General features: G+C 59.6%; 18 protein-coding genes. 13 read left to right on the top strand and 5 right to left on the bottom strand.

Annotated features, from left to right (window positions below):
- Nucleotides 1–202: 202 nt before the first annotated feature.
- The 5 genes from moaE to BK665_RS11365 form a co-directional block, all read right to left on the bottom strand.
- Entirely contained in the window at nucleotides 203–655 is a 453-nt protein-coding gene (gene moaE / locus BK665_RS11385) for a molybdopterin synthase catalytic subunit MoaE (RefSeq protein ID WP_123405496.1), read from the bottom strand.
- A 2-nt stretch (nucleotides 656–657) separates the two neighbouring features.
- A complete protein-coding gene (locus BK665_RS11380; protein WP_123405494.1) occupies nucleotides 658–900 on the bottom strand; it encodes a MoaD/ThiS family protein in 243 nt (80 codons plus the stop codon).
- Complete coding sequence (gene moaC / locus BK665_RS11375) at nucleotides 897–1,370, bottom strand: cyclic pyranopterin monophosphate synthase MoaC (RefSeq protein ID WP_123405492.1); 474 nt, start codon at nucleotides 1,368–1,370, stop codon at nucleotides 897–899. Before moaC ends, BK665_RS11380 begins: the two co-directional genes overlap by 4 nt.
- 240 nt (nucleotides 1,371–1,610) lie before the next feature.
- Nucleotides 1,611–3,005, bottom strand: coding sequence for a PhoH family protein (locus tag BK665_RS11370; protein ID WP_123405490.1), 1,395 nt, complete (start codon nucleotides 3,003–3,005; stop codon nucleotides 1,611–1,613).
- Between the two features lie 348 nt (nucleotides 3,006–3,353).
- Nucleotides 3,354–4,478 (bottom strand): polysaccharide deacetylase family protein, encoded by a 1,125-nt coding sequence (locus BK665_RS11365; protein ID WP_123405488.1) that lies wholly within the window; start codon nucleotides 4,476–4,478, stop codon nucleotides 3,354–3,356.
- 255 nt (nucleotides 4,479–4,733) lie between these two features.
- Here BK665_RS11365 and yaaA point away from each other — a divergent pair, with 255 nt between their 5' ends.
- From yaaA to BK665_RS11280, 13 genes are all read left to right on the top strand, one after another.
- Nucleotides 4,734–5,513: a peroxide stress protein YaaA gene (yaaA, locus tag BK665_RS11355; RefSeq protein WP_123405486.1), complete on the top strand. Its 780-nt coding sequence runs from the start codon at nucleotides 4,734–4,736 to the stop codon at nucleotides 5,511–5,513.
- Between the two features lie 805 nt (nucleotides 5,514–6,318).
- A complete protein-coding gene (locus BK665_RS11350) occupies nucleotides 6,319–7,635 on the top strand; it encodes a nucleotide sugar dehydrogenase (RefSeq protein ID WP_123405484.1) in 1,317 nt (438 codons plus the stop codon).
- Nucleotides 7,636–7,831: 196 nt separating this feature from the next.
- On the top strand, nucleotides 7,832–9,313 hold the full coding sequence (gene alg8 / locus BK665_RS11345) for a mannuronan synthase (RefSeq protein WP_375538928.1): 1,482 nt from the start codon (nucleotides 7,832–7,834) through the stop codon (nucleotides 9,311–9,313).
- A 36-nt stretch (nucleotides 9,314–9,349) separates the two neighbouring features.
- Complete coding sequence (locus BK665_RS11335; protein ID WP_123405480.1) at nucleotides 9,350–10,519, top strand: alginate biosynthesis protein Alg44; 1,170 nt, start codon at nucleotides 9,350–9,352, stop codon at nucleotides 10,517–10,519.
- A 141-nt stretch (nucleotides 10,520–10,660) separates the two neighbouring features.
- Nucleotides 10,661–12,040 (top strand): alginate biosynthesis TPR repeat lipoprotein AlgK, encoded by a 1,380-nt coding sequence (algK, locus tag BK665_RS11325; protein WP_123406322.1) that lies wholly within the window; start codon nucleotides 10,661–10,663, stop codon nucleotides 12,038–12,040.
- Nucleotides 12,037–13,521 (top strand): alginate export family protein, encoded by a 1,485-nt coding sequence (locus tag BK665_RS11320; RefSeq protein WP_123405478.1) that lies wholly within the window; start codon nucleotides 12,037–12,039, stop codon nucleotides 13,519–13,521. Before algK ends, BK665_RS11320 begins: the two co-directional genes overlap by 4 nt.
- 26 nt (nucleotides 13,522–13,547) lie before the next feature.
- Nucleotides 13,548–15,134: a mannuronan 5-epimerase AlgG gene (gene algG / locus BK665_RS11315; RefSeq protein WP_123405476.1), complete on the top strand. Its 1,587-nt coding sequence runs from the start codon at nucleotides 13,548–13,550 to the stop codon at nucleotides 15,132–15,134.
- Nucleotides 15,135–15,144: 10 nt separating this feature from the next.
- Nucleotides 15,145–16,602, top strand: a complete 1,458-nt coding sequence (locus tag BK665_RS11310; RefSeq protein WP_123405474.1) for an alginate O-acetyltransferase — start codon at nucleotides 15,145–15,147, stop codon at nucleotides 16,600–16,602.
- A 7-nt stretch (nucleotides 16,603–16,609) separates the two neighbouring features.
- On the top strand, nucleotides 16,610–17,734 hold the full coding sequence (locus BK665_RS11305) for a mannuronate-specific alginate lyase (RefSeq protein WP_123405472.1): 1,125 nt from the start codon (nucleotides 16,610–16,612) through the stop codon (nucleotides 17,732–17,734).
- Between the two features lie 212 nt (nucleotides 17,735–17,946).
- A complete protein-coding gene (locus tag BK665_RS11295; RefSeq protein ID WP_123405470.1) occupies nucleotides 17,947–19,512 on the top strand; it encodes an MBOAT family O-acyltransferase in 1,566 nt (521 codons plus the stop codon).
- 11 nt (nucleotides 19,513–19,523) lie between these two features.
- The gene (locus tag BK665_RS11290; RefSeq protein WP_123405468.1) at nucleotides 19,524–20,699 is read left to right on the top strand and encodes an alginate O-acetyltransferase; all 1,176 of its coding nucleotides are present in this window, start codon (nucleotides 19,524–19,526) and stop codon (nucleotides 20,697–20,699) included.
- Nucleotides 20,700–20,716: 17 nt separating this feature from the next.
- Nucleotides 20,717–21,370 (top strand): alginate O-acetyltransferase AlgF, encoded by a 654-nt coding sequence (locus tag BK665_RS11285; RefSeq protein WP_123405466.1) that lies wholly within the window; start codon nucleotides 20,717–20,719, stop codon nucleotides 21,368–21,370.
- A gap of 213 nt (nucleotides 21,371–21,583) precedes the next feature.
- Nucleotides 21,584–23,035, top strand: coding sequence for a mannose-1-phosphate guanylyltransferase/mannose-6-phosphate isomerase (locus tag BK665_RS11280; RefSeq protein WP_123405464.1), 1,452 nt, complete (start codon nucleotides 21,584–21,586; stop codon nucleotides 23,033–23,035).
- The last annotated feature ends 69 nt before the right edge of the window (nucleotides 23,036–23,104 follow it).

Here is a 23,104-nt window from a genome sequence, read left to right as displayed (position 1 = left end):
CTGGACTTTTATGTATAAATCGTCAATCGCGCGCGAGAAGATCGTCCGGGCCTCTGGTCGGGTGGTGAATCAGGGGGGATTTTTGGTGTGGCGGATGGCCTCTTCGCGGGCAAGCCCGCTCCCACAGTTGATCGCGTTCCATTGTGGGAGCGGGCTTGCTCGCGAAGGCGGACTGACACCTAGCAAAGAAACAACTGACTGCTTACTTCCTCCAGCGATCCACCGCCGCATGATCACTGTCCCGCCCTTCCACCCAACGCGGTCCATCACTGGTGTTTTCTTTCTTCCAGAATGGCGCGCGGGTTTTCAGGTAGTCCATGACAAACGCACAGGCATCGAACGCAGCCTGACGGTGGGCGCTGGCGGCGCCGACGAAGACGATCGGCTCACCCGGCTCCAGGGCGCCGATGCGGTGCAGCACTTCCAGCTTGAGCAGCGGCCAGCGCTGTTCGGCCTCGGTGGCAATCTTGCCCAGGGCCTTTTCGGTCATGCCCGGATAGTGTTCGAGAAACATCCCCGCCACGTCGAGCCCGTCATTGAAGTCGCGCACGTAGCCGACAAAACTCACCACCGCCCCAACGCCGACATTGGCGGCGTGCATGGCGTTGACTTCAGCGCCTGGATCGAACGCCGTGGACTGCACGCGAATCGCCATGATCAGCCCCCGGTCACGGTCGGAAAGAATGCCACTTCATCGCCGTCGCTCACCGGCTCGTCGAGCTGGCAAAGGTCTTCGTTGCGGGCGCACATCAGGTTTTGCTCGCTCAACACGTCGGCACTATCACGCTGGACCAGAAACGCCCGCACGTCATCCACCGTGGCGAAATCGCCCTCAACCTTGACCGAGTCCACACCCAACGCTTCACGGTAACGGGCGAAATACTTCACTGTGACCTTCATGACGGATCCGCCTGGAAGTGCCCGCTCTTGCCGCCGAGTTTTTCCAGCAGCCGCACGCTTTCGATGGTCATGCCACGGTCCACGGCCTTGCACATGTCATAGATCGTCAGCGCGGCGACGCTGGCAGCGGTCAGGGCTTCCATCTCGACGCCGGTCTGCCCGGACAACTTGCAACGGGCGACGATGCGCACGATGTCGTCGCCTTCGGCACTGAGCTCGACCTTGACGCCGGTGAGCATCAGCGGATGGCACAGGGGAATCAGGTCGCTGGTTTTCTTCGCCGCTTGAATGCCGGCAATGCGCGCCACGGCGAACACATCACCCTTGGGGTGACCGCCGCTGACGATCATTTGCAGGGTTTCGGGCTGCATGCGCACCAGCGCCTGGGCGGTCGCTTCACGGAACGTCACGGCTTTTTCGGTGACGTCGACCATGTTGGCGCGACCTTGGGAATCGAGATGAGTCAGCACAGGGTTACTCCTGATCAGGAGCGTCGATTGTAAACCTGCGGGTCAATTTTCCGCACGTTTGATTATGCGTCCACCGCCAATCCAAATGTGGGAGCGGGCTTGCTCGCGAAAGCGGTGTGTCAGTCGGCACATGTATTGACTGACACACCGCTTTCGCGAGCAAGCCCGCTCCCACAGGAGTTTTGCGATGGGCATGAAAAACCGGGCGGCTTTTGGGGCCGCCCGGTTCGGGTGATGCGGTTACAGATGCGATTCGGCGTATTCGGCCAGAATCGAACGAGGCACCCCTTGCAGGGTGATGTGCACACCATTAGGGAAGTCTTTGAAGCGTTCAGTCAGGTAGGTCAGCCCGGAGCTGGTCGCGGACAGGTAAGGGGTGTCGATTTGCGCCAGGTTGCCCAGGCACACCACTTTGGAACCGGCACCGGCACGGGTGATGATGGTTTTCATCTGGTGCGGCGTGAGGTTCTGGCATTCATCGATCAAAATCAAACTCTGCTGGAAGCTGCGACCCCGGATGTAGTTGAGGGATTTGAACTGCAACGGCACTTTGCTGAGGATGTAGTCGACGCTGCCATGGGTGTTTTCGTCATCCATGTGCAAGGCTTCGAGGTTGTCGGTGATGGCGCCCAGCCAAGGCTCCATTTTTTCCGCTTCGGTGCCCGGCAGGAAGCCGATCTCCTGGTCCAGGCCCTGCACGCTACGCGTCGCGATGATCCGGCGATAGCGTTTGCTGACCATGGTCTGCTCGATGGCAGCGGCCAGGGCCAGGATGGTTTTACCGGAACCGGCGGCGCCGGACAGGTTGACCAAATGAATGTCTGGATCGAGTAAGGCGTACAGCGCCAGGCTCTGATAGATGTCACGCGGTTTCAGGCCCCAGGCTTCCTGGTGCAACAGGGGTTCCTGATGCAGGTCGAGAATCAGCAGGCGGTCTTCTTCGATTTCCTTGATCCAGCCGACAAACCCTTGTTCGTCGATGATGAATTCGTTGATGTGCACTGCCGGCAGGTTGTCGATCAGCTTCACCTGATGCCAGGTGCGGCCGTGGTCCTGACGGGTTTCGACCTTGCTCACGAGGTCCCAGAAGGAGCCGGTCATGTTGTGGTAGCCGTTAGGCAGCAGCGAAACGTCGTCCACCAGTTGGTCGGTGCTGTAGTCCTCGGCCGCGATCCCGCACGCTCGGGCCTTGAGGCGCATGTTGATGTCTTTGGTGACCAGCACCACGGGCAACTTTGGCTCGCGCGCGTGCAGGTCGATCAACTGGTTGATGATGATGTTGTCGTTCAGGTGCTCGGGCAAGATGATGTTTGGCTCGGCGCGTTTGCTCATCAGAATTGACAGCAAACCCTTGGGCCCACTCTTGCCGCGCTGGATCGGCACGCCGAGTTCGACATCTTCGGGGCTGGCATCGCCCAGGGTCTTGTCGATCAGGCGAATCGCCTGACGGCATTCGGCCGCAACGCTGTGATGCCCGCTCTTGAGCTTATCCAGCTCCTCAAGCACGGTCATCGGGATCGCAACGTGGTGTTCTTCGAAGTTAAGCAGGGCGTTTGGATCGTGAATCAATACGTTGGTATCGAGTACATAAAGGATTGGCTGGTTGGAAGAAGAACTACGTCCGTGATCATCCATACTCGGTCACCTTTGTGGGAGCCATTCGACGCAATACCTCGACGGTGCTGCGCCTCGAAGTGACTGCCGAATTCACCTGCGAGGGATCAAGTGAACTGCACACAAACTGGGGTCTTGGGAGACGCCACCTGTGTTGCAGGTTTCGGCGGTCTGTCTTCGTAATACTCCAAAACCCATGACAGAAAAAAGCACTTTGACGTTTTTTTGAAGTTTATTTTTCAGAGTGACGAATAGCCCTTGGCGTGCAGGCATTGTGCCGTTAAAGTCGGAAGTCCGCCTGCATCGAAATTCCTTCCAAAATGACCCCGCCCGCCCCTCTACCCCAATGAATACGGGCTTTTCACGCTTTCAGCGAAACGCTACCTGACAGTCCTGCCAACCGATCCCGCTTTGCGCCGTTTGCCCGATCAACCAGGGCATCGAAGTTTTCACCCCGTCCTGCTTCACATTGAAATTGATCACGCCATGACGCCACAGCAGCATCAGGGTCAACACCCGCTGGGCGCTCTGACTGCCCTTGAGTTTGCCGGCGCCGTCCTGGGCATCGATGTCCCAAAGCGCCACCTGCAAGCCCTGCGCCTCGAAGAAGCCCTGGGCATCAGAGCGGCGTTGGCCGTCCGGCGGGCGGAACAGCGGCACGTAGTTCTCCGGCAGCTTGGTCTTGACCAGATCGGCGCTGCGCCGCACCGAGTCCTGCCAGTCCTGCCAATGGCTGTGGGAACGGAATTCCCAGCCCTGCACGCCAATGCATTGCTGTGAATACGTCGCTTGCAGGCTCGCCACCGAACGCTCGGCCAGACGGGCCTGGATGTCCTTGCCGAGGACGAAGAAGGTGCCATTCATGTTCGACTTGCGCAGGTATTCGGTGACCCACCCGGTGTTGTCCGGAATCGCATTGGCGGCGCTGTCGAAGGTCAGCAAAAACAGCCGGTCATGCATCTCGTCGCCGTTGCGCTCATAGTCGCCAAAATGATCGATTTCACTGCTGGTCTGTGGCGACAGCGCGGCCTTGCGCAACTGCTCGTCCAGGTACTGAGCGTGGAACAGGCGGCTCGGTTCGGCCCACTTGGTATAGAAGCTGTCGTCGCTGACCTGGAACTTGCCCGCTTGCTCGCGCAGGGTCGGCAGGTCCTCGACCAGGAAACAGAACGACGCATCCTGGTCGCAGCTCTGCTGGGCGAAGTTGTAATTGGTCAGCAGCCGCTGCCACAGGCGCTCGCGTAGAGCGTTGACCGACTCCAGATTGATCTTGCGCAGCCCCAGGCGCTGGGCGAGGCTCGTTTCATCCAGGGATTCGCTGGCCAGCAGCACCCGGGCAAACATGAGGATTTCGGCCCGGGACGCGACGTCGAACAGCGTCGGGCTGGTGAACTGTTCCGGCCAGGTGCTGCGATCCAGAGTCGCCACATCGCCGGGCGCCGCCAGGGCGCCGAAGCTCAAGAGCCAGGCCGAGAATAAAAGAACGATACGCAATGGGATGTCTCCATAACAAAACCCGCGCGGCACTATAGCTGATCCCGCACCAGCGCCACGATCTCCTGTGGGAGCGGGCTTGCTCGCGAAAGCGGTGTGTCAGGCGACTTTAATGGTGGATGTGTCGCCGTCTTCGCGAGCAAGCCCGCTCCCACAGGGTTTTGTGCATGGCCACCGATCACCTATGGGCTTGATAGCTGGAGTCATCAAGCGCAACCCCCTAGAATCGCCCCCACGATTAAAGGAGACGACTTCATGCTGATGGTGATTTCCCCCGCCAAGACCCTCGATTACGAAACACCGCCGGCGACCCAACGCTTTACCCAGCCGCAATACCTGGACCATTCCCAGGAGCTGATCATGCAACTGCGCGACCTGACCCCGGCGCAGATCAGCGAATTGATGCACGTCTCCGACAAGATCGGCGGGCTCAACGCCGCGCGTTTCGGCAGCTGGACCCCGGCGTTCACCCCGGAAAACGCCAAGCAGGCATTGCTGGCCTTCAAGGGCGACGTGTACACCGGCCTGAACGCGCAAACCTTCAGCGAAGCCGATTTTGACTACGCCCAGCAGCATTTGCGCATGCTCTCGGGCCTCTACGGACTGCTGCGCCCCCTGGACCTGATGCAGCCTTACCGGCTGGAGATGGGCACCAAACTGGCGAATGCCCGTGGCAAGGACTTGTACGCCTTCTGGGGCACGCGGATCAGCGAATGGCTGAACGAAGCCCTGGCCGACCAGGGTGACGACGTACTGCTAAACCTGGCCTCCAACGAGTACTTCTCGGCGGTCAAACGCAATGCTTTGAACGCGCGCATCATCAATACCGATTTCAAGGACCTGAAGAACGGTCAATACAAGATCATCAGCTTCTACGCGAAAAAAGCCCGGGGGATGATGAGCCGTTTCGTCATCGAAGAGCGGATCAACGACCCGCAAGCCCTCAAGCAATTCGATGTCCAGGGTTATCGCTACAGTGCCGAACAGTCCAAACCAGACAATCTGGTGTTCCTGCGCGATCACGCCCCGGAATAATGCCCTCATTCGGCGCACGAAATTCGTCGTGCGCCGCCGTCTGATCGTCGAACAATTCCCCGCCTGTTTCGCCATTTCACTGACGCCAAAAAACCATCACTGCAATTTCTAACTTTTGTTTCACTCGACAATCGTGATTTTTTTCAGTAGTGGCACTGACATTTTTTAACAATAGTGGCACTTACCCATCTAATTCGACAACTACCCTACATATAAAGGGCCAAACGGTAAGTGCTATCAATTTGAGAGCAGTGCCATCTTTCTCGATATTTCAAGAAATTTCAGAATTCGCGATGGGCGGACAGGAACTATGTCCAAATGCGTCGCTCATACCACCGGTAACGATTCTCCTTGAACGTGTAGGAGATAACTTACGCAGAGACGAGAACCATGTAGCGAAGTTGTCACACTAACTTCTGCTTAATGAATCTCTTATTTGAGCGGCACCTATAGGACAGGAGATACGCACCATTACTATCCCCTACAAGGCCAAGGCAGCGCCCCTATAAACGTGCTCATCCGAGCACCCAACCGCTTGATTTACGGGCCTCACGCCTGGCATTGAGCGCGCAAGATCTTTGCACCACTGCCCTGTCAACAGGGCACAGGATGCATAACAGGGCACATCATAATAATAAGGCCTAGTTGCGCACATCTTGAGTGCACTTATTTAGTCACTCGGAACTTAGTATGCCTGCACGCTGCATTGTGGCGCCTGTACGGCTGCACTTGCGAGTGCACTATGACCGCTGAACACCATTAACTCCGGCCATCTAATGGCTTGATAATTACAGAGGTAAATGCGATGCGCATCAGCATATTTGGTTTGGGTTACGTCGGTGCAGTATGTGCCGGTTGCCTGTCTGCACGTGGCCATGACGTCGTTGGCGTCGATGTTGCCAAAGACAAGATCGATATGATCAACGCCGGCAAATCGCCGATCGTTGAACCGGGTTTGGGCGAGCTTCTGCAGAAGGGCATCGAGACGGGCAAATTGCGCGGCACGACCAACTTCGCCGAAGCGATTCGTGACACCGACCTGTCGATGATCTGCGTCGGTACGCCGAGCAAGAAGAACGGCGACCTGGAACTGAACTACATCGAAGCGGTGTGCCGCGAGATCGGTTTTGTTCTGCGTGACAAGACCACCCGCCACACCATCGTGGTTCGCAGCACCGTACTGCCGGGCACGGTCGCAAACGTTGTCATCCCGATTCTCGAAGATTGCTCGGGCAAGAAAGCCGGCGTCGACTTCGGCGTTGCGGTCAACCCTGAGTTCCTGCGTGAAAGCACCGCGATCGCCGACTACGACTTGCCACCGATGACCGTTATCGGCGAGTTCGACACCGCGAGCGGCGACGTTCTGCAAGCCCTGTACGAAGAACTCGACGCACCGATCATCCGCAAGGACATCGCTGTCGCCGAGATGATCAAGTACACCTGCAACGTGTGGCACGCCACCAAGGTGACCTTCGCCAACGAGATCGGCAACATCGCCAAAGCGGTCGGCGTCGATGGTCGTGAAGTGATGGAAGTGGTCTGCCAGGACAAAACCCTGAACCTGTCGCAGTACTACATGCGTCCAGGCTTCGCGTTCGGCGGCTCCTGCCTGCCCAAAGACGTACGCGCCCTGACCTTCCGTGCCGGTTCCCTGGACGTCGATGCGCCGCTGCTCAACTCGCTGATGCGCAGCAACGTGTCGCAAGTGCAGAACGCTTTCGACATCGTTTCCAGCCACGACAAACGCAAAGTCGCCCTGCTCGGCCTGAGTTTCAAGGCTGGCACCGATGACCTGCGCGAAAGCCCGTTGGTAGATCTGGCGGAAATGCTGATCGGCAAGGGCTACGACCTGAGCATCTACGACAGCAACGTCGAGTACGCCCGTGTCCACGGCGCGAACAAGGAGTACATCGAGTCGAAGATCCCCCACCTCTCGTCCTTGCTCAACTCCGACTTCGACGACGTGATCAACAACTCCGACGTGATCATCCTCGGCAACCGTGACGAGAAATTCCGCGCCCTGGCGGAACAGGCTCCACACGGCAAGCAAGTGATCGACCTGGTCGGCTTCATGTCTCAAGCCACCAGCGTAAGCGGCCGCACCGAAGGCATCTGCTGGTAACACGTCTGTAGGAGCTGCCGAGAGAAACGAGGCTGCGATCTTTCCAGGGCCATTTGAGTCCCGAGCGAACGCTCAAAAGATCGCAGCCTTCGGCAGCTCCTACGGGTTCACCGGCGACATTACAGTTTTTGTAAGCCTGCCTTAACCCCATCGGGCCACCCAACAGGCTCGCCCGAGATAGAGACGGATGCAGATTATGCACAGGCTAAAGCACGGCCTACTTCAGGCCGCCGGTTGGCTGTTTTACCTAAGTTTATTGATGGGCATCGCCATGGCGTTGCCTTCGTCCACGTTCGACTCCGAGTCGAAGGACTTCATTTTCCTGATCGGTTTCATCGGGATCTGGCGTTACTCGATGGGTGCCACGCACTTTCTGCGCGGCATGCTGTTCCTGTACGTGGTCTACCCGCACCTGCGGCGCAAAGTGCGCAAGCTGGGCAAAGCGGCAGACCCGTCACACGTGTACCTGATGGTCACCAGCTTCCGTATCGACGCGCTGACCACCGCACAGGTGTACGCCTCGGTGATTCGCGAAGCGATCGACTGCGGCCTGCCGACCACCATGGTCTGCTCCATCGTGGAAATGTCCGATGAGAAGCTGGTCAAGAGCCTCTGGTCCCGGATGAATCCGCCGGACCGGGTCAAGCTCGACTTCGTGCGCATTCCCGGCACCGGCAAACGCGACGGCCTGGCCTACGGTTTCCGCGCCATCTCCCGCCACTTGCCGGACGACCGCGCCGTGGTTGCAGTGATCGATGGCGACACCGTGCTGGCGCCAGGCGTCGTGCTCAAGACCGTGCCGTGGTTCCAGCTGTTCGGCAATGTCGGCGGCCTGACCACCAACGAGTTCTGCGAAGTACGCGGCGGCTACGTCATGGCCGAGTGGCACAAACTGCGCTTCGCCCAACGCCACATCAACATGTGCTCCATGGCCCTGTCCAAGCGCGTGCTGACCATGACCGGGCGGATGTCAGTGTTCCGCGCCACGGTCGTGACCGACCCGGACTTCATCGCCGACGTCGAAAGCGACTCGCTGCAACACTGGCGCCTGGGCCGCTTCAAGTTCCTCACCGGGGACGACAAGTCGAGCTGGTTCAGCCTGATGCGCCTGGGCTACGACACCTTCTACGTTCCCGACGCGGCGATCCACACCGTGGAACACCCGCCGGAAAAAAGCTTCATCAAGGCCAGCCGCAAACTGATGTTCCGCTGGTACGGCAACAACCTGCGCCAGAACTCCCGTGCCCTGGGCCTGGGGATGAAACGCCTCGGCCTGTTCACCTCGGTGGTGCTGTTCGACCAGCGTGTGTCGATGTGGACGTCCCTGCTCGGCCTGACCGTGGCGATCATCGCCAGCTTCAAGTACGGCGCCGCGTTCATCCTCGCGTACCTGCTGTGGATCGGCCTCACCCGCCTGATCCTGACCTTGCTGCTGTCGTGCTCCGGTCACCGGATCGGCCCGGCCTACCCGATGATTCTCTATTACAACCAGATCGTCGGCGCGCTGGTGAAGATCTACGTGTTCTTCCGCCTCGACCAACAATCCTGGACTCGCCAGGACACCAAATTGACCCGTGATCTCGCCAGCTTTCAACGTTGGTTCAACACCTGGTCGTCTCGGACCATGACCTTCTCCGCCGGCAGCATTTTCGTCGCCGTGCTGTTGATGATGGTCTGACCGCCCCCTTATTGAATTAACCAGGAAATTGCCCCTATGAATACCGCCGTCAACGCCAACGTAGTGCACGAATCCGAAGCCCAGCGCCAACACGCCCGAGTGAAAATCCCGGCCAAGCTGCGGTTCTTCGGCCCTGACCGGACTCCGGTAGACGCCCGGGTCCTCGACCTCTCCGCCGGCGGCCTGGCGTTCAACGCCGGCCAGTTGCCGCTGAAAATCGGTGACGTGCACAAGGCTCGCCTGCAATTCGTCATCGATAACCTGGGCCTGGCCATGGACGTGGAGTTGCAGATCCGCTCCTTCGATCGCCAAACCGGTCGCGCCGGTTGCCAGTTCCAGAACCTGGAATCCCAAGACATCTCGACCCTGCGCCACCTGATCACCTCTCACCTGGCCGGCGACATCGTCAGCATGGGTGAAGTGCTGGCGACCCTGCAGCGCGACAACTTCACCAAGGCGCGCAAGGTCAAGGATGGCGGCCACGGCATGACCCCGTTCGGTCGTCTGCGTGCGGTGACCTTCAGCTTCGCGATCTTCCTGGTTGGCCTCGCGGCGTTCGGTTTCATCTTCAAGTCGGTGTACGGCATGTACTTCGTCAGCCACGCTCAGGCCGGCATCGTCAGCGTGCCGGGCATGAACATCACCATGCCCCGCGACGGCACCGTGCAGAGCCTGGTGAAAACCGATGGCATTGCCGCTAAAGGCGCGCCGCTGGCGACCTTCAGCACCAGCATGCTCGACGTGCTCAAGGGCCATCTGGACGAAGACCAGTTGCAACCGGCCAAGGTTGAAGAACTGTTCGGCAAGCAAATGACCGGCACCCTGACCTCGCCGTGCGATTGCACCGTGGCCCAGCAAATGGTCGCCAACGGTCAGTACGCCAGCAAGGGCGACGTGATCTTCACCCTGGTGCCGCGCAACAGCGAAGCCAACATCGACGCACGCTTCACCTATCGCCAGTTCGCCGATGTGCGCCCAGGTGCTCCAGTGACCTTCGAAATCGCCGGCGAAGACAAGACCCGTACCGGCAAGATCGTCAGCAGCACCAGCCTGAAAAGCGCCGACCTGTCCTCCGACATCCGCGTGCAGATCAAGCCTGACGAGCCGCTGGACACCACCTTCGCCGGTCGCCCGGTGGAAGTGAACAGCGATCGTGGCCCGAACCTGAACTGGCTGATCGACAAAGCCATGGCCGCCGGTATTTAAGTCGAGGACATGCCTGTGACGACTCCACATATCCCTGTTACACCGCAACTCCTGTGGGAGCGGGCTTGCTCGCGAATGCGGTTTAACATTCAGCATCAATGCTCGCTGACACACCGCTTTCGCGAGCAAGCCCGCTCCCACATGGGGTCACTGTGCGCAGTTGCACTGGCGGTGAGCCTCGCCGGCTGCGCCGGCCTGCCCGACCAACGCCTGGCCAACGAAGCCCTGAAGCGCGGCGACACCGCGCTGGCGCAGCAGAACTACAAGCAACTGGCCGACCTGGGTTATAGCGAGGCGCAAGTCGGCCTGGCCGATATCCAGGTCGACAGCCGCGACCCGGCGCAGATGAAACTGGCCGAGGCGACTTACCGCGCCGCCGCCGATGTTTCGCCGCGTGCCCAGGCTCGCCTCGGTCGCCTGCTGGTGGCCAAGCCCGGTTCCACCGAAGCCGAGCAACACGAAGCCGAAGGCCTGCTGAAAAAGGCCGGGGCCAATGGCGAAGGCAATACGCTGATCCCGCTGGCGATGCTGTACCTGCAATACCCGCACAGTTTCCCCAACGTCAACGCCCAGCAGCAGATCAGTAAGTGGCGCGCCGAAGGCAAGCCGGAAGCGGGTCTGGCCCAGGTGCTGCTCTATCGCACCCAAGGCACTTACGACCAGCACCTGGACGAAGTGGAAAGCATCTGCAAAGCCGCGTTGAACACCACCGACATCTGCTACGTCGAGCTGGCCACGGTTTACCAGAAACAAGCCAAGCCTGAGCAACAGGCCGAGCTGATCAAACAGATGCAAGCCGCGCACACTCGCGGCACCGTGTCCGCGCAGCGGGTCGACAGCGTTGCTCGCGTCCTGGGTGATGCAACCCTGGGCAAGACCGACGAGAAAACTGCGCAGTCGCTGCTCGAAGGCATCGCCCCTGGCTACCCCGCGTCCTGGGTCAGCCTGGCGCAATTGCTCTACGACTTCCCGGAACTCGGTGACGTCGACACGATGATGAAGTACCTGGAAAACGGTCGCGCTGCTGATCAACCCCGCGCCGAACTGTTGCTGGGCAAGCTCTACTACGAAGGCAAATGGGTGCCGGCCGACGCCAAGGTCGCCGAAGAACACTTCCAGAAAGCCGTCGGCCGTGAAGTCGCCGCCGATTACTACCTCGGCCAGATTTACCGCCGTGGTTACCTGGGCAAGGTTTACTCGCAGAAAGCCCTGGATCACCTGCTGACCGCTGCACGCAACGGCCAGAACAGCGCCGATTTCGCTATCGCTCAACTGTTTTCCCAAGGCAAGGGCACCAAGCCCAACCCAGTCAACGCTTACGTCTTCAGCCAGTTGGCCAAGGCTCAGGACACCCCGCAAGCCAATGAGCTCGCGACAACACTCGAAGCCCAACTGCCGCCTGCCCAGCTCGCCGAGGCCCAACGCCTGTTGAAACAAGAACAGGCCGTTCGTGGTGCCTCGAGCCAGAACAAGCTGGATTTGCAAGCCCTGCAAGAAGAAGACGGCGAGGAAAAATTATGAAGTTGAATCCCTTTGTGCAGGCCGGTATTGGCCTGACCTTCGCCCTGCTGTGGTCGTGCCCGACCCTGGCCGCGATGACCGATGCGAAGAACTACGGTCTGGAAGTGAAAATCACCGGCCAGTCCGAAGACGACGCCGACCTCGGCACCGCCAAGGGTGGCGACGTCAATGGCCTGGGCCTCGACCTGCGGCCATGGGTCTACGGTGAAAGCGGCGCGTGGAGCGCCTATGCGATGGGTCAGGCGGTGACGTCCACCGACATCATCGAAACCGACACCCTGCAACAGGCTGACGACACCAACCAGGCCACCGACAACGGTGATCGCAAGTCGAAGAAAAACTACCTGGCCATGCGCGAGTTCTGGGTCGGCTACAGCGGTCTCACGCCGTATCCGGGCGAGATGCTCAAGCTCGGTCGCCAACGCCTGCGCAATGACGACGGCCAATGGCGCGACACCAACATCGAAGCCCTGAACTGGACCTTCGACACCACCCTGTTGCGTGCCAACGCCGGTGTTGCCGAACGCTTCAGCGAATACCGCACCGACTTGAAAGAGCTGGCGCCAAAGGACAAGGATCGCCTGCACGCCTACGCCGATGCGGCGTATCAGTGGACTCCGGGCAACTGGGTCGGCATTCGCGGTCATCACACCCACGATGACGGCAAGCTCGACTACCCGGAACCGGGTGTGGCCGGCGATTCGCTGGACAAGAAGCAGAACGGTGACCTCACCTGGCTCGGCCTCACCGCCGACAGCGACGCCTACAACTGGCGCAACACCAACACCCTCAATTACTGGGGCAGCATCACCGGCATGAGCGGCGACACCGATACGGTCAACGCGCTCAACGCCGACGGCACCCGCCCGACCGAAGCCAAGACCGGTGAAGACCTCAACGGCTGGGCCACCGATGTCGGCGTGCGTCTGCGCCTCGATCCGCAATGGCAAGTCGGTGCAGCCTATGCCCGCGCCAGCGCCGATTACGAACAGAACGGCTTGGAAAGCAACCGCTCGAACTACACCGGTACTCGCTCGCGGGTTCACCGTTTCGGCGAAGCCTTCCGTGGCGAAATGAACAACATGCAAACCGCGACCCTGTTCGGTTCGTGGATGCTCAACGACGAATACGACGCCAGCCTGATCTACCACAAGTTCTGGCGCGTGGACGGCAACAAACCTGTCGGCAGTAACGGCATCAACGCCGTCGAGAACAACACCGACGACGTGACCGGCGCGATTCTCTCCAGCACCTCCCTGCCCCTGGAAGATGGCAACAAAGACCTCGGTCAGGAAATGGACCTGGTGGTCACCAAGTACTTCAAGCAAGGGCTGCTGCCTGCCGCTTTGAGTCAGTCGATCGATGAGCCTTCGGCCCTGGTGCGCTTCCGTGGCGGTGTGTTCAAGCCCGGCGATGCCTACGGCAAAGAAGTCGATTCGTACATGCACCGCGCGTTCATCGACGTGATCTGGCGCTTCTGATGCGAGCCGCGAAAGGAGTGCCCGACATGACCTATCCGAAGAGAGGTTCGATCACGCTGCTGGCCGGCGCGATGCTGCTGGCCAGCTCGGTCGCCTTCGCCAATGCGGAGCCGGTTGCGCCTGCACAAAAAGGCCAACCGAGCACCCTGGCCAAAGGACTGCAGCAAGCCAAGACCTACACCGTCAGCAGCGCACCGACCGAGCCGCTGAACCTGGCCAAGCCCAAGCTGCCGGACACTTCCGGCTACACCGCCGAAGCTATCGCCGCGAAAGTGGTGCAGACCAAACCGGGCAAGGTCAGCGTGCGCCGGATGATGCAGGAAGACGCCTTGAAGGACTTCATTGGCGGCGACAACAAGATGGCCGAGTGGGTGGTGCGTCAGCACGGCATCCCGCAGGCGATCTTCGTTGACGACGGCTACATGAACCTAAAGGACCTGGCCAAGAAAGAACCGAAGTACATCAGCGAAACCTCGCCGGGCGTGTACCTGGCGAAGTTGCCGATCGTGGTTGGCCGCAAGGGCATCCTCGAAATCGACCAGCAGACCCAGGAATTGCGCCTGTCCCAAGAGGCCGGCTCGTTCCTGGTCAACGACGGCCAGTTGTTTGTGCGCGACACCAAAATTACTGGGTGGAGCGAGAAGAACAACGGCCCGGCGCTGTTCAAGACGCCGAAGGAGTTCCGGCCGTTCCTGCTGTCCTGGGGCGGCACCGAGACCTACATCGCCAACAGCAAGATCGCCAGTTTCGGTTACGCCAACAGTAAGTCCTACGGCGTGAGTATTTCCCAGTACACGCCGAACATGGCCAAGGTGCTCAAGCGCGCCGAGCCGACCGGCTGGATCGTCGGCTCCGAGTTCTCGGACATGTGGTACGGCTTCTACTGCTACGAAACCCGCGACTTCGTGGTCAAGGGCAACACCTACAAAGACAACATCGTCTACGGCATTGACCCCCATGACCGGTCCCACGGGCTGATCATCGCGGACAACACCGTCTACGGGACCAAGAAGAAGCACGGGATCATCATTTCCCGTGAGGTCAACGACAGCTTCATCTTCAACAACCGCAGCTACGACAACCACCTCTCGGGGCTGGTGATCGACCGTAACAGCGTGAACAACCTGATCGCCTACAACGAGATCTACAAGAACCACACCGACGGCATCACCCTCTACGAGAGTGCCGACAACCTGCTGTGGGCCAACAAAGTGATCGGCAACAAGCGTCACGGCATCCGGATTCGTAACAGCGTGAACATTCGCCTCTACGAAAACCTCGCCATGGCCAACGGCCTGACCGGCGTCTACGGACACATCAAGGACCTGAGCGACACCGACCGGGACATCAAGCTTGACCCGTTCGACGCCCAGGTGTCGCTGATCGTGGTCGGCGGCGAACTGGCCGGCAATGGCAGCGGACCGCTGGCCATCGACTCGCCGCTGAGCGTCGAGTTGTACCGCGTGTCCATGCTCGCGCCGACCAAATCCAGTGGCATCAGCTTCAACGGGATTCTTGGCGAGCGCCAGGATGAAATTCTCGACCTGCTGGTGCGCCAGCAGAAAGCCGTGCTGATCGACCCTGTCGAACGCCAGACCGAAATGCGGGACTGAGGATAATTTTATGCACCCACACTTGATCAAATTACTCAGCCTGTCGGCCCTGACCGCGGGCATTCTCGCGGCCAGCGCTGGCGCCCGTGCCGACGATGCCGCTGCGGTCAAAGCACCGAGCTTCACCGCCGACCCGTGCTGCAACCTGTGCCCGGAAGCCCACGACGCGAAGAACTACACCACCCGTTACCAGCAGAACTTCACCACGCTGGTACAGGCCCAGGGCGACTGGCTGTTCCGTACCCAAGAAGACTTGCGTACCGAGTTCGACACCTCCCCTGCCGGCTACAAACGCATGAAAGAACTGCACGATGCGTTCAAGAGCAAAGGCGTGGAACTGGTGGTCGTCTACCAGCCAACCCGAGGCCTGGTGAACCGCAACAAGCTCAACCCGGAAGACAAGGCCAAGTACGATTTCGACAAGGCCCTGCGCAATTACAAAACCATGCTCGGGCGTTTCGCCGCCATGGGCTACACCGTGCCGGACCTGTCGCCGCTGACCAACGAGTCGCTGCCCGACACCCTGCCGGCCCACGATTTCTACTTCCGCGGTGACCAACACTGGACGCCGTACGGCGCCCAGCGCACGGCGAAAATCGTCGGTGAGCAAATCAAGCAAATGCCGGCCTTCGCCGACGTGCCGAAACGCGAATTCGAGAGCCATAAGTCGGGTCGCATGGGCAAGACCGGAACATTACACAACATGGCCGGTCAACTCTGTGGCACGAGCTACGCGATCCAGTACATGGATCAGTTCACCACGGAGCCAAAAGGCGAAGCGGCCGATGGCGACCTGTTCAGTGACTCCGGCAATCCGGAGATCACCCTGGTCGGCACCAGCCACAGTGGCAAGAACTACAACTTCGCCGGTTTCCTCGAAGAGGCCATCGGCGCCGACATCCTCAACGTAGCGTTCCCTGGCGGTGGCCTGGAAGGTTCGATGCTGCAGTACCTGGGCAGCGAAGAGTTCCAGAAGAAACCGCCGAAGATCCTCATCTGGGAATTCTCTCCGCTCTATCGCCTCGATCAGGAAACCATCTACCGCCAGATGATGGCGCTGCTGGACAACGGTTGCGAAGGCAAGGAAACCCAAATGACCGGTAGCACCACATTGAAACCGGGCAAAAACGAATTAATGGTCAACAGCAAGAACCTGAACCTGCAAAACGGCAGTCACCAGGTCGACATCCAGTTCGCCGATGCGTCGGTGAAAGTCCTGCAAGCCACCCTCTGGTACATGAACGGTCGCCACGAGGACATCAAAATCGAAAAACCGGAAACCTCCGACACTGACGGGCGTTTCGCCTTTGAGTTGCGCACGGACGAAGACTGGGCCACGCAGAATCTGCTGGCCGTCGAAGTCCAGGGCCCTGAAGCAGGTGCCGCGCCACAAAAAGTCGAAGCGAAAATCTGCAAACGCAACGTGTTCCCTGGCAACGAGCAGCGCACCGCTCAAGCCGGACAATGAGGCCCATATGCAAACCCGAACTTTGAAAAGATTACTCGCGCCCTCCCTGCTGACCCTGGCGATGTTCGCCGGCGCCACCCAGGCCGCCGCGCCATTGCGTCCGCCCCAGGGCTACTTCGCGCCGATTGAAAAAGTGAAGACCGGCGACAAGAGCGAAGGCTGTGACGCGATGCCAACGCCCTACACCGGCCCGCTGCAATTTCGCAGCAAATACGAAGGCAGCGACAAGGCCCGTTCGACCCTGAACGTGCAGTCGGAAAAAGCCTTCCGCGACACCACCGCCGACATCACCACACTGGAACGCGGCACCAGCAAGCGCGTGATGCAGTTCATGCGTGACGGTCGCCCGGAACAACTCGAATGCACGCTCAACTGGCTGACCGCCTGGGCCAAGGCCGATGCGTTGATGTCCAAAGACTTCAACCACACCGGCAAATCGATGCGCAAATGGGCGCTGGGCAGCATGGCCTCGTCGTACATTCGCCTGAAGTTCTCCGACTCCCATCCGTTGGCCAATCACCAGCAAGAGTCGCAGTTGATCGAAGCCTGGTTCAGCAAAATGGCCGATCAGGTGGTCAGCGATTGGGACAACCTGCCGCTCGACAAAACCAATAACCACTCGTACTGGTCCGCCTGGTCGGTAATGGCAACGTCCATCGCCACCAACCGCCGCGACCTGTTCGACTGGTCGGTGAAGGAATACAAAGTCGGCGCCAATCAGATTGACGCCGAAGGCTTCCTGCCCAACGAACTCAAGCGCCAGCAACGCGCCCTGTCCTATCACAACTACGCCCTGCCGCCGCTGTCGATGATCGCCAGTTTCGCCTTGGTCAATGGTGTGGATTTGCGTCAGGAAAACAACGGTGCGCTGAAACGCCTGGGTGATCGCGTGCTGTCCGGTGTGAAAGATCCGGAAGAGTTCGAGAAGAAGAACGGCAAGGAACAGGACATGAAAGACCTCAAGGTCGATTCGAAATTTGCCTGGCTCGAACCGTTCTGCTCGCTCTACACCTGCTCGCCGGAAGTGCTGGCGCAGAAGCACAAGATGCAACCGTTCAAGACCTTCCGCCTCGGGGGTGACCTGACCAAGGTCTACGACCCGGCTAACGAAAAAGGCAACAAAGGGAGCTAGCACTGTCCCCCTTGTGGGAGCGGGCTTGCTCGCGAATGCGGTCTGACATTCACCAATGATGTCGGCTGGCATACCGCATTCGCGAGCAAGCCCGCTCCCACAGGGTAAGTGCAAGGCCCAGGTTTTTGTGTGTGATGTGTCCCCCGTTTTCCGGTGGGGGGTTTGGGGGGGCCGTTGGCCCTTGACTGTTGGTTAAACATGGAGAGATCGGGATGGTATTTTCGTCCAATGTGTTCCTGTTTTTGTTCTTGCCGATCTTTCTCGGCATGTATTACTTGAGCGGGATTCGCTATCGCAACCTGCTGCTGCTGATCGCCAGTTATGTGTTCTATGCCTGGTGGCGCGTGGACTTCCTTGCGCTGTTCGCCGCTGTCACGCTGTGGAACTACTGGATCGGCCTCAAAGTCGGTGCGGCGGGCGTTCGGACCAAACCGGCCCAGCGCTGGTTGCTTCTGGGCGTGGCTGTCGACCTGTGCATCCTCGGCTACTTCAAGTACGCCAACTTCGGCGTCGACAGCATCAACGCGATGATGACCTCGGTCGGTCTGTCGCCGTTCATCCTGACCCACGTGCTATTGCCGATCGGGATCTCGTTCTACATCTTCGAGTCCATCAGCTACATCATCGACGTCTATCGCGGTGATACCCCGGCGACCCGCAACCTGATCGACTTCGCTGCATTCGTCGCGATCTTCCCGCACTTGATTGCCGGCCCGGTGTTGCGTTTCCGCGACCTCGCCGACCAGTTCAACAACCGCACCCACACCCTCGACAAGTTCTCCGAAGGTGCCACGCGGTTCATGCAGGGTTTCATCAAGAAAGTGTTCATCGCCGACACCCTCGCGGTGGTGGCCGACCATTGCTTCGCCTTGCAGAACCCGACCACGGGCGACGCCTGGCTCGGCGCCCTGGCCTACACCGCGCAACTGTATTTCGACTTCTCCGGCTACAGCGACATGGCCATCGGCCTGGGCTTGATGATGGGTTTCCGCTTTATGGAAAACTTCAAGCAGCCGTACATCAGCCAGTCGATCACCGAGTTCTGGCGGCGCTGGCACATCAGCCTGTCCACCTGGCTGCGTGACTACCTGTACATCACGCTGGGCGGTAACCGCAAAGGCACGTTGATGACCTATCGCAACCTGTTCCTGACCATGCTGCTCGGTGGTCTGTGGCACGGCGCGAACATCACCTACATCGTCTGGGGTGCGTGGCACGGCATGTGGCTGGCGATCGAAAAGGCCCTGGGCCTGAACACTTCGCCACGCAGCATCAACCCGATCCGCTGGGCCCTGACGTTCCTGCTGGTGGTAATGGGCTGGGTGATCTTCCGCTCGGAAAACCTGCACGTCGCCGGTCGCATGTACGGCGCGATGTTCAGCTTCGGTGAATGGTCGTTGTCGGAACTCAACCAGGCCAGCCTCACCGGCCTGCAAGTGGCGACCCTGGTGGTGGCTTACATGACCCTGGCGTTCTTCGGCATTCGGGATTTCTACACCAACCTGCCGCCAGAAAAGACCAAGCCAGTGGTGAACGTCGAGGCCGATGGCCCGGCCACCGCGACTTCTGGAATGATCAAAGCCGTACCGGGCGACAACCCGGCCAGCATCCACGAACCGGGCTACACCGTTGGCGTTGAAGCCACCGTGCAACCGGCCTACTGGACCGCTGACTGGTCGCGTTACGTGATGCGCACGCTGGTGCTGGTGTTGTTCATCGCCTCGATTTTCAAACTCTCGGCGCAAAGCTTCTCGCCGTTCCTTTACTTCCAGTTCTGAGGGATCTGACCATGACCCGCTCATTACGCATCCTCTACATCGCCCTGTTCCTGGTGACGCTGTTGGTCCTGGGCCTGTGGTCCACGCGCAGCTTCTTCGGGTTCAGCACCAGTGCCGAAACCACGGTGCTCAACGGCCGCTGGACCAAAGCCGTGGAGACGCACTACGACGCCGAGTTCCCGATCAAGCGCCTGGGCACCAACCTCTGGGCCGCGCTGGATTTCAAACTGTTCAACGAAGGTCGTCCGGGCGTGGTGCTCGGTCGCGATCAATGGTTGTACAGCGATGAAGAATTCAACCCGATCGTCAACGAAGAACTGAACCTGCAAGGCAACTACGCGCTGGTCGAAGGCGTGCGCCAACAGTTGAAAGCCAAAGGCGTGAAACTGGTGATGGCGATCGTGCCGGCCAAGGTTCGCCTGTACCCGGAACACCTGGGTGAAGTGAAACCGGCGAGCATCCACGCCAATCTGTATCAGGACTTCCACGCTCGTGTGGCGGCGGACAAGATCCTCGCCCCCGACCTGCTCGGCCCGTTCAATCAGGCCAAGTTGAAAGGTGAGCAAGTGTTCCTGCGCACCGACACCCACTGGACTCCAGAAGGCGCGCAAATCGCCGCCGAAACCCTGGCCAAGACCATTGCCGCGAAAACCCCGCTCAGCGGCGAACCGCAAAACTTCGTCACGACACCGGCGGAAAAAGTCACCCACAAGGGCGATCTGCGACTGTTCCTGCCGCTGGATCCGCTGTTCGAAAACCTGATGCCGGCCACCGAGCCGCTGCAGAAGCGCAACACCGTGGCGGCTGACGATCAGCCTGCCGCTGACGATGCCCTGTTCGCCAACAGCGAAGTGCCGGTGGCCCTGATCGGCACCAGCTACAGCGCCAACCCGAACTGGAATTTCGTCGGTGCGCTGAAGCAAGCGCTGAAAAGCGACGTGGTGAATTACGCCGAGGACGGCCACGGCCCGATTCTGCCGATGCTCAGCTACCTGAAAAGTGATGCTTTCAAGAACAGCCCGCCACAGGTGCTGATCTGGGAGTTTCCTGAACGTTATCTGCCTGTGAACAACGAAATCGGTGACGCCGACCCGCAGTGGGTCGCAGAGCTCAAAGAAGCTGGCGTGCGCCAACAAAACGTAGCCGCAAACACTAAATCCGAGACGCCCGACCGGGCGCAAAACTGAAAGAGAGAGGTACACCCATGACTTTCACTACTACTCCTCGCCGTCTCGCCAAGACCTTCGCACTCGTTGCAGGCATGAGCGTTCTGTCGATGTCCGCCTTCGCTGGCGACGCCGCACTCTACGGCCCGACCGCACCGAAAGGCTCGTCCTTCGTGCGGGTCTACAACGCCAGTAATGCTGAAGTCAGCGCCACCGTCGGCACCACCGCTGTGAACGATGTTGCGCCCCTGGCCAGCAGCGACTTCAGCTTCATGCCGGGCGGCGACTACAGCGCCAAGGTCGGCAGCCAGAGCCTGCCGGTGAAACTCGCCGGCGACCACTATTACACCCTGGTCAACAACGCCAGCGGCGCGCCGCAACTGATCGAAGAGCCGCCGTTCAAGAACAAGCAGAAATCCCTGGTCCGCGTGCAAAACCTGAGCGACAAGGCCCTGACCCTGAAAACCGCCGACGGCAAGACCGAAGTGGTTCCGTCGGTAGCGGCCAAGGGCCGTGGCGAACGTGAAATCAACCCGGTGAAAGTCAGCCTGGCCCTGTACGACGGCGCCACCAAAGTCGGCGAAGTGAAACCGGTTGCCCTGGAACGCGGTGAAGCAGCGGTGCTGTACGTCACCGGCAGCGGCAGCAGCCTGTCGCCAGTGTGGGTGAAGCGCCCGGTTTCGACGCGCTAATCATTTTGCCTGACCGGCTCGGTTCCCCTGTGGGAGCGAGCCTGCTCGCGAAAGCGGTCTGACATTCAACATCGATGTCGACTGATACGCCGCCTTCGCGAGCAGGCTCGCTCCCACACTGGACCGCAGCGCCAGTCAGGCTACGGAATAAGAACAAGAGTGAAACGACAGAACGCAGTAGCTCTAACCAAATCGATTTTAAGGAGTAACAACATGATTCCGGTAATCTTGTCAGGTGGTAGCGGCTCACGTCTTTGGCCGCTTTCGCGTAAACAGTTTCCTAAACAGTTCCTGGCCTTGACCGGCGAGCACACCCTGTTCCAGCAAACCCTGGAACGCCTGGTGTTCGAAGGCATGGACTCCCCGATCGTGGTCTGCAACAAGGACCACCGCTTCATCGTCAACGAGCAGCTGAGCACCCGTAATCTCGAAGTGCAGCGCATCCTGATGGAACCGTTCGGTCGCAACACCGCGCCGGCCGTGGCCCTGACCGCGATGATGCTGGTCAATGAAGGTCGCGACGAGTTGATGCTGGTGCTGCCGGCCGACCACGTGCTGGAAGACCAGAAAGCCCTGCAACGCGCGTTGGCCCTGGCCACCGTCGCGGCGGAAAACGGCGAAATGGTGCTGTTCGGCGTACCGGCGACCAAACCGGAAACCGGTTATGGCTACATCAAATCCACCAACGATTCGCTATTGCCCGAAGGCGTCAGCCGCGTCTCGCATTTTGTCGAGAAACCGGACGTCAAGCGCGCCACCGAATACGTCGAATCCGGCGGTTATTTCTGGAACAGCGGCATGTTCCTGTTCCGCGCCAGCCGCTTCCTCGAAGAGCTGAAAAAGCATGACCCGGACATCTACGACACCTGCCTGCTGACCCTTGAGCGCAGCGAGCAAGACAACGACACCATCACCTTCGACGAAGCCACCTTCGCCTGCTGCCCGGACAACTCCATCGACTACGCCGTGATGGAAAAAACCCAGCGCGCCTGCGTCGTACCGCTGACCGCCGGCTGGAGCGATGTCGGTTGCTGGGCGTCGCTGTGGGAAGTGAACGAAAAAGACGCCAATGGCAACGTGTCCAAAGGCGATGTGGTCATTCAGGACAGCAAGAACTGCATGATCCACGGCAACGGCAAACTGGTGTCGGTGATCGGCCTGGAAAACATCGTGGTCGTCGAAACCAAGGACGCCATGATGATCGCCCACAAGGACTCGGTCCAAGGCGTGAAACAGATGGTCAACACCCTCAACGAACAGGGCCGCAGCGAAACCCAGAACCACTGCGAAGTCTATCGTCCGTGGGGCTCCTATGACTCGGTGGACATGGGCGGTCGTTTCCAGGTCAAGCACATCTCGGTCAAGCCGGGCGCGTGCCTGTCGCTGCAAATGCACCACCACCGCGCCGAACACTGGATCGTGGTCAGCGGCACCGCTGAAGTGACCTGCGACGAGAACGTGTTCCTGCTCTGCGAAAACCAGTCGACCTACATCCCGATCGCCTCGGTCCACCGTCTGCGCAACCCAGGCAAGATTCCACTCGAGATCATCGAAGTGCAATCGGGCAGCTACCTGGGTGAAGACGATATCGAGCGCTTCGAAGATATCTACGGTCGTTCCACCCCGGTTGAACGCGGCGTGTCGGTGAAAACCATCGCGCAGTAAGCGTTTAGCGAAATAAAAAGCCCTCGTCGAGCCCACTGCGTTTTCCCTATCCGCAGTGGGTTCGTCGGG

Origin of the sequence: Pseudomonas frederiksbergensis (assembly GCF_003732665.1) — a bacterium.
GTDB lineage: Bacteria > Pseudomonadota > Gammaproteobacteria > Pseudomonadales > Pseudomonadaceae > Aquipseudomonas > Aquipseudomonas frederiksbergensis_G.
Note: the sequence above shows the minus strand (reverse complement) of the source record. Positions and strands in the feature narration are given on the sequence as shown.

Excerpts from the sequence above, each read along its gene's own strand:
- BK665_RS11295 (WP_123405470.1), top strand. The coding sequence starts at position 17,947 with ATGGTATTTTCGTCCAATGTGTTCCTGTTTTTGTTCTTGCCGATCTTT.
- BK665_RS11335 (WP_123405480.1), top strand. The coding sequence starts at position 9,350 with ATGAATACCGCCGTCAACGCCAACGTAGTGCACGAATCCGAAGCCCAG.
- BK665_RS11370 (WP_123405490.1), bottom strand. The coding sequence starts at position 3,005 with ATGGATGATCACGGACGTAGTTCTTCTTCCAACCAGCCAATCCTTTAT.
- algK (WP_123406322.1), top strand. The coding sequence starts at position 10,661 with ATGGGGTCACTGTGCGCAGTTGCACTGGCGGTGAGCCTCGCCGGCTGC.
- BK665_RS11280 (WP_123405464.1), top strand. The coding sequence starts at position 21,584 with ATGATTCCGGTAATCTTGTCAGGTGGTAGCGGCTCACGTCTTTGGCCG.
- algG (WP_123405476.1), top strand. The coding sequence starts at position 13,548 with ATGACCTATCCGAAGAGAGGTTCGATCACGCTGCTGGCCGGCGCGATG.
- BK665_RS11305 (WP_123405472.1), top strand. The coding sequence starts at position 16,610 with ATGCAAACCCGAACTTTGAAAAGATTACTCGCGCCCTCCCTGCTGACC.
- BK665_RS11285 (WP_123405466.1), top strand. The coding sequence starts at position 20,717 with ATGACTTTCACTACTACTCCTCGCCGTCTCGCCAAGACCTTCGCACTC.
- alg8 (WP_375538928.1), top strand. The coding sequence starts at position 7,832 with ATGCACAGGCTAAAGCACGGCCTACTTCAGGCCGCCGGTTGGCTGTTT.
- BK665_RS11350 (WP_123405484.1), top strand. The coding sequence starts at position 6,319 with ATGCGCATCAGCATATTTGGTTTGGGTTACGTCGGTGCAGTATGTGCC.
- BK665_RS11310 (WP_123405474.1), top strand. The coding sequence starts at position 15,145 with ATGCACCCACACTTGATCAAATTACTCAGCCTGTCGGCCCTGACCGCG.
- moaE (WP_123405496.1), bottom strand. The coding sequence starts at position 655 with ATGGCGATTCGCGTGCAGTCCACGGCGTTCGATCCAGGCGCTGAAGTC.
- BK665_RS11290 (WP_123405468.1), top strand. The coding sequence starts at position 19,524 with ATGACCCGCTCATTACGCATCCTCTACATCGCCCTGTTCCTGGTGACG.
- yaaA (WP_123405486.1), top strand. The coding sequence starts at position 4,734 with ATGCTGATGGTGATTTCCCCCGCCAAGACCCTCGATTACGAAACACCG.
- BK665_RS11380 (WP_123405494.1), bottom strand. The coding sequence starts at position 900 with ATGAAGGTCACAGTGAAGTATTTCGCCCGTTACCGTGAAGCGTTGGGT.
- BK665_RS11320 (WP_123405478.1), top strand. The coding sequence starts at position 12,037 with ATGAAGTTGAATCCCTTTGTGCAGGCCGGTATTGGCCTGACCTTCGCC.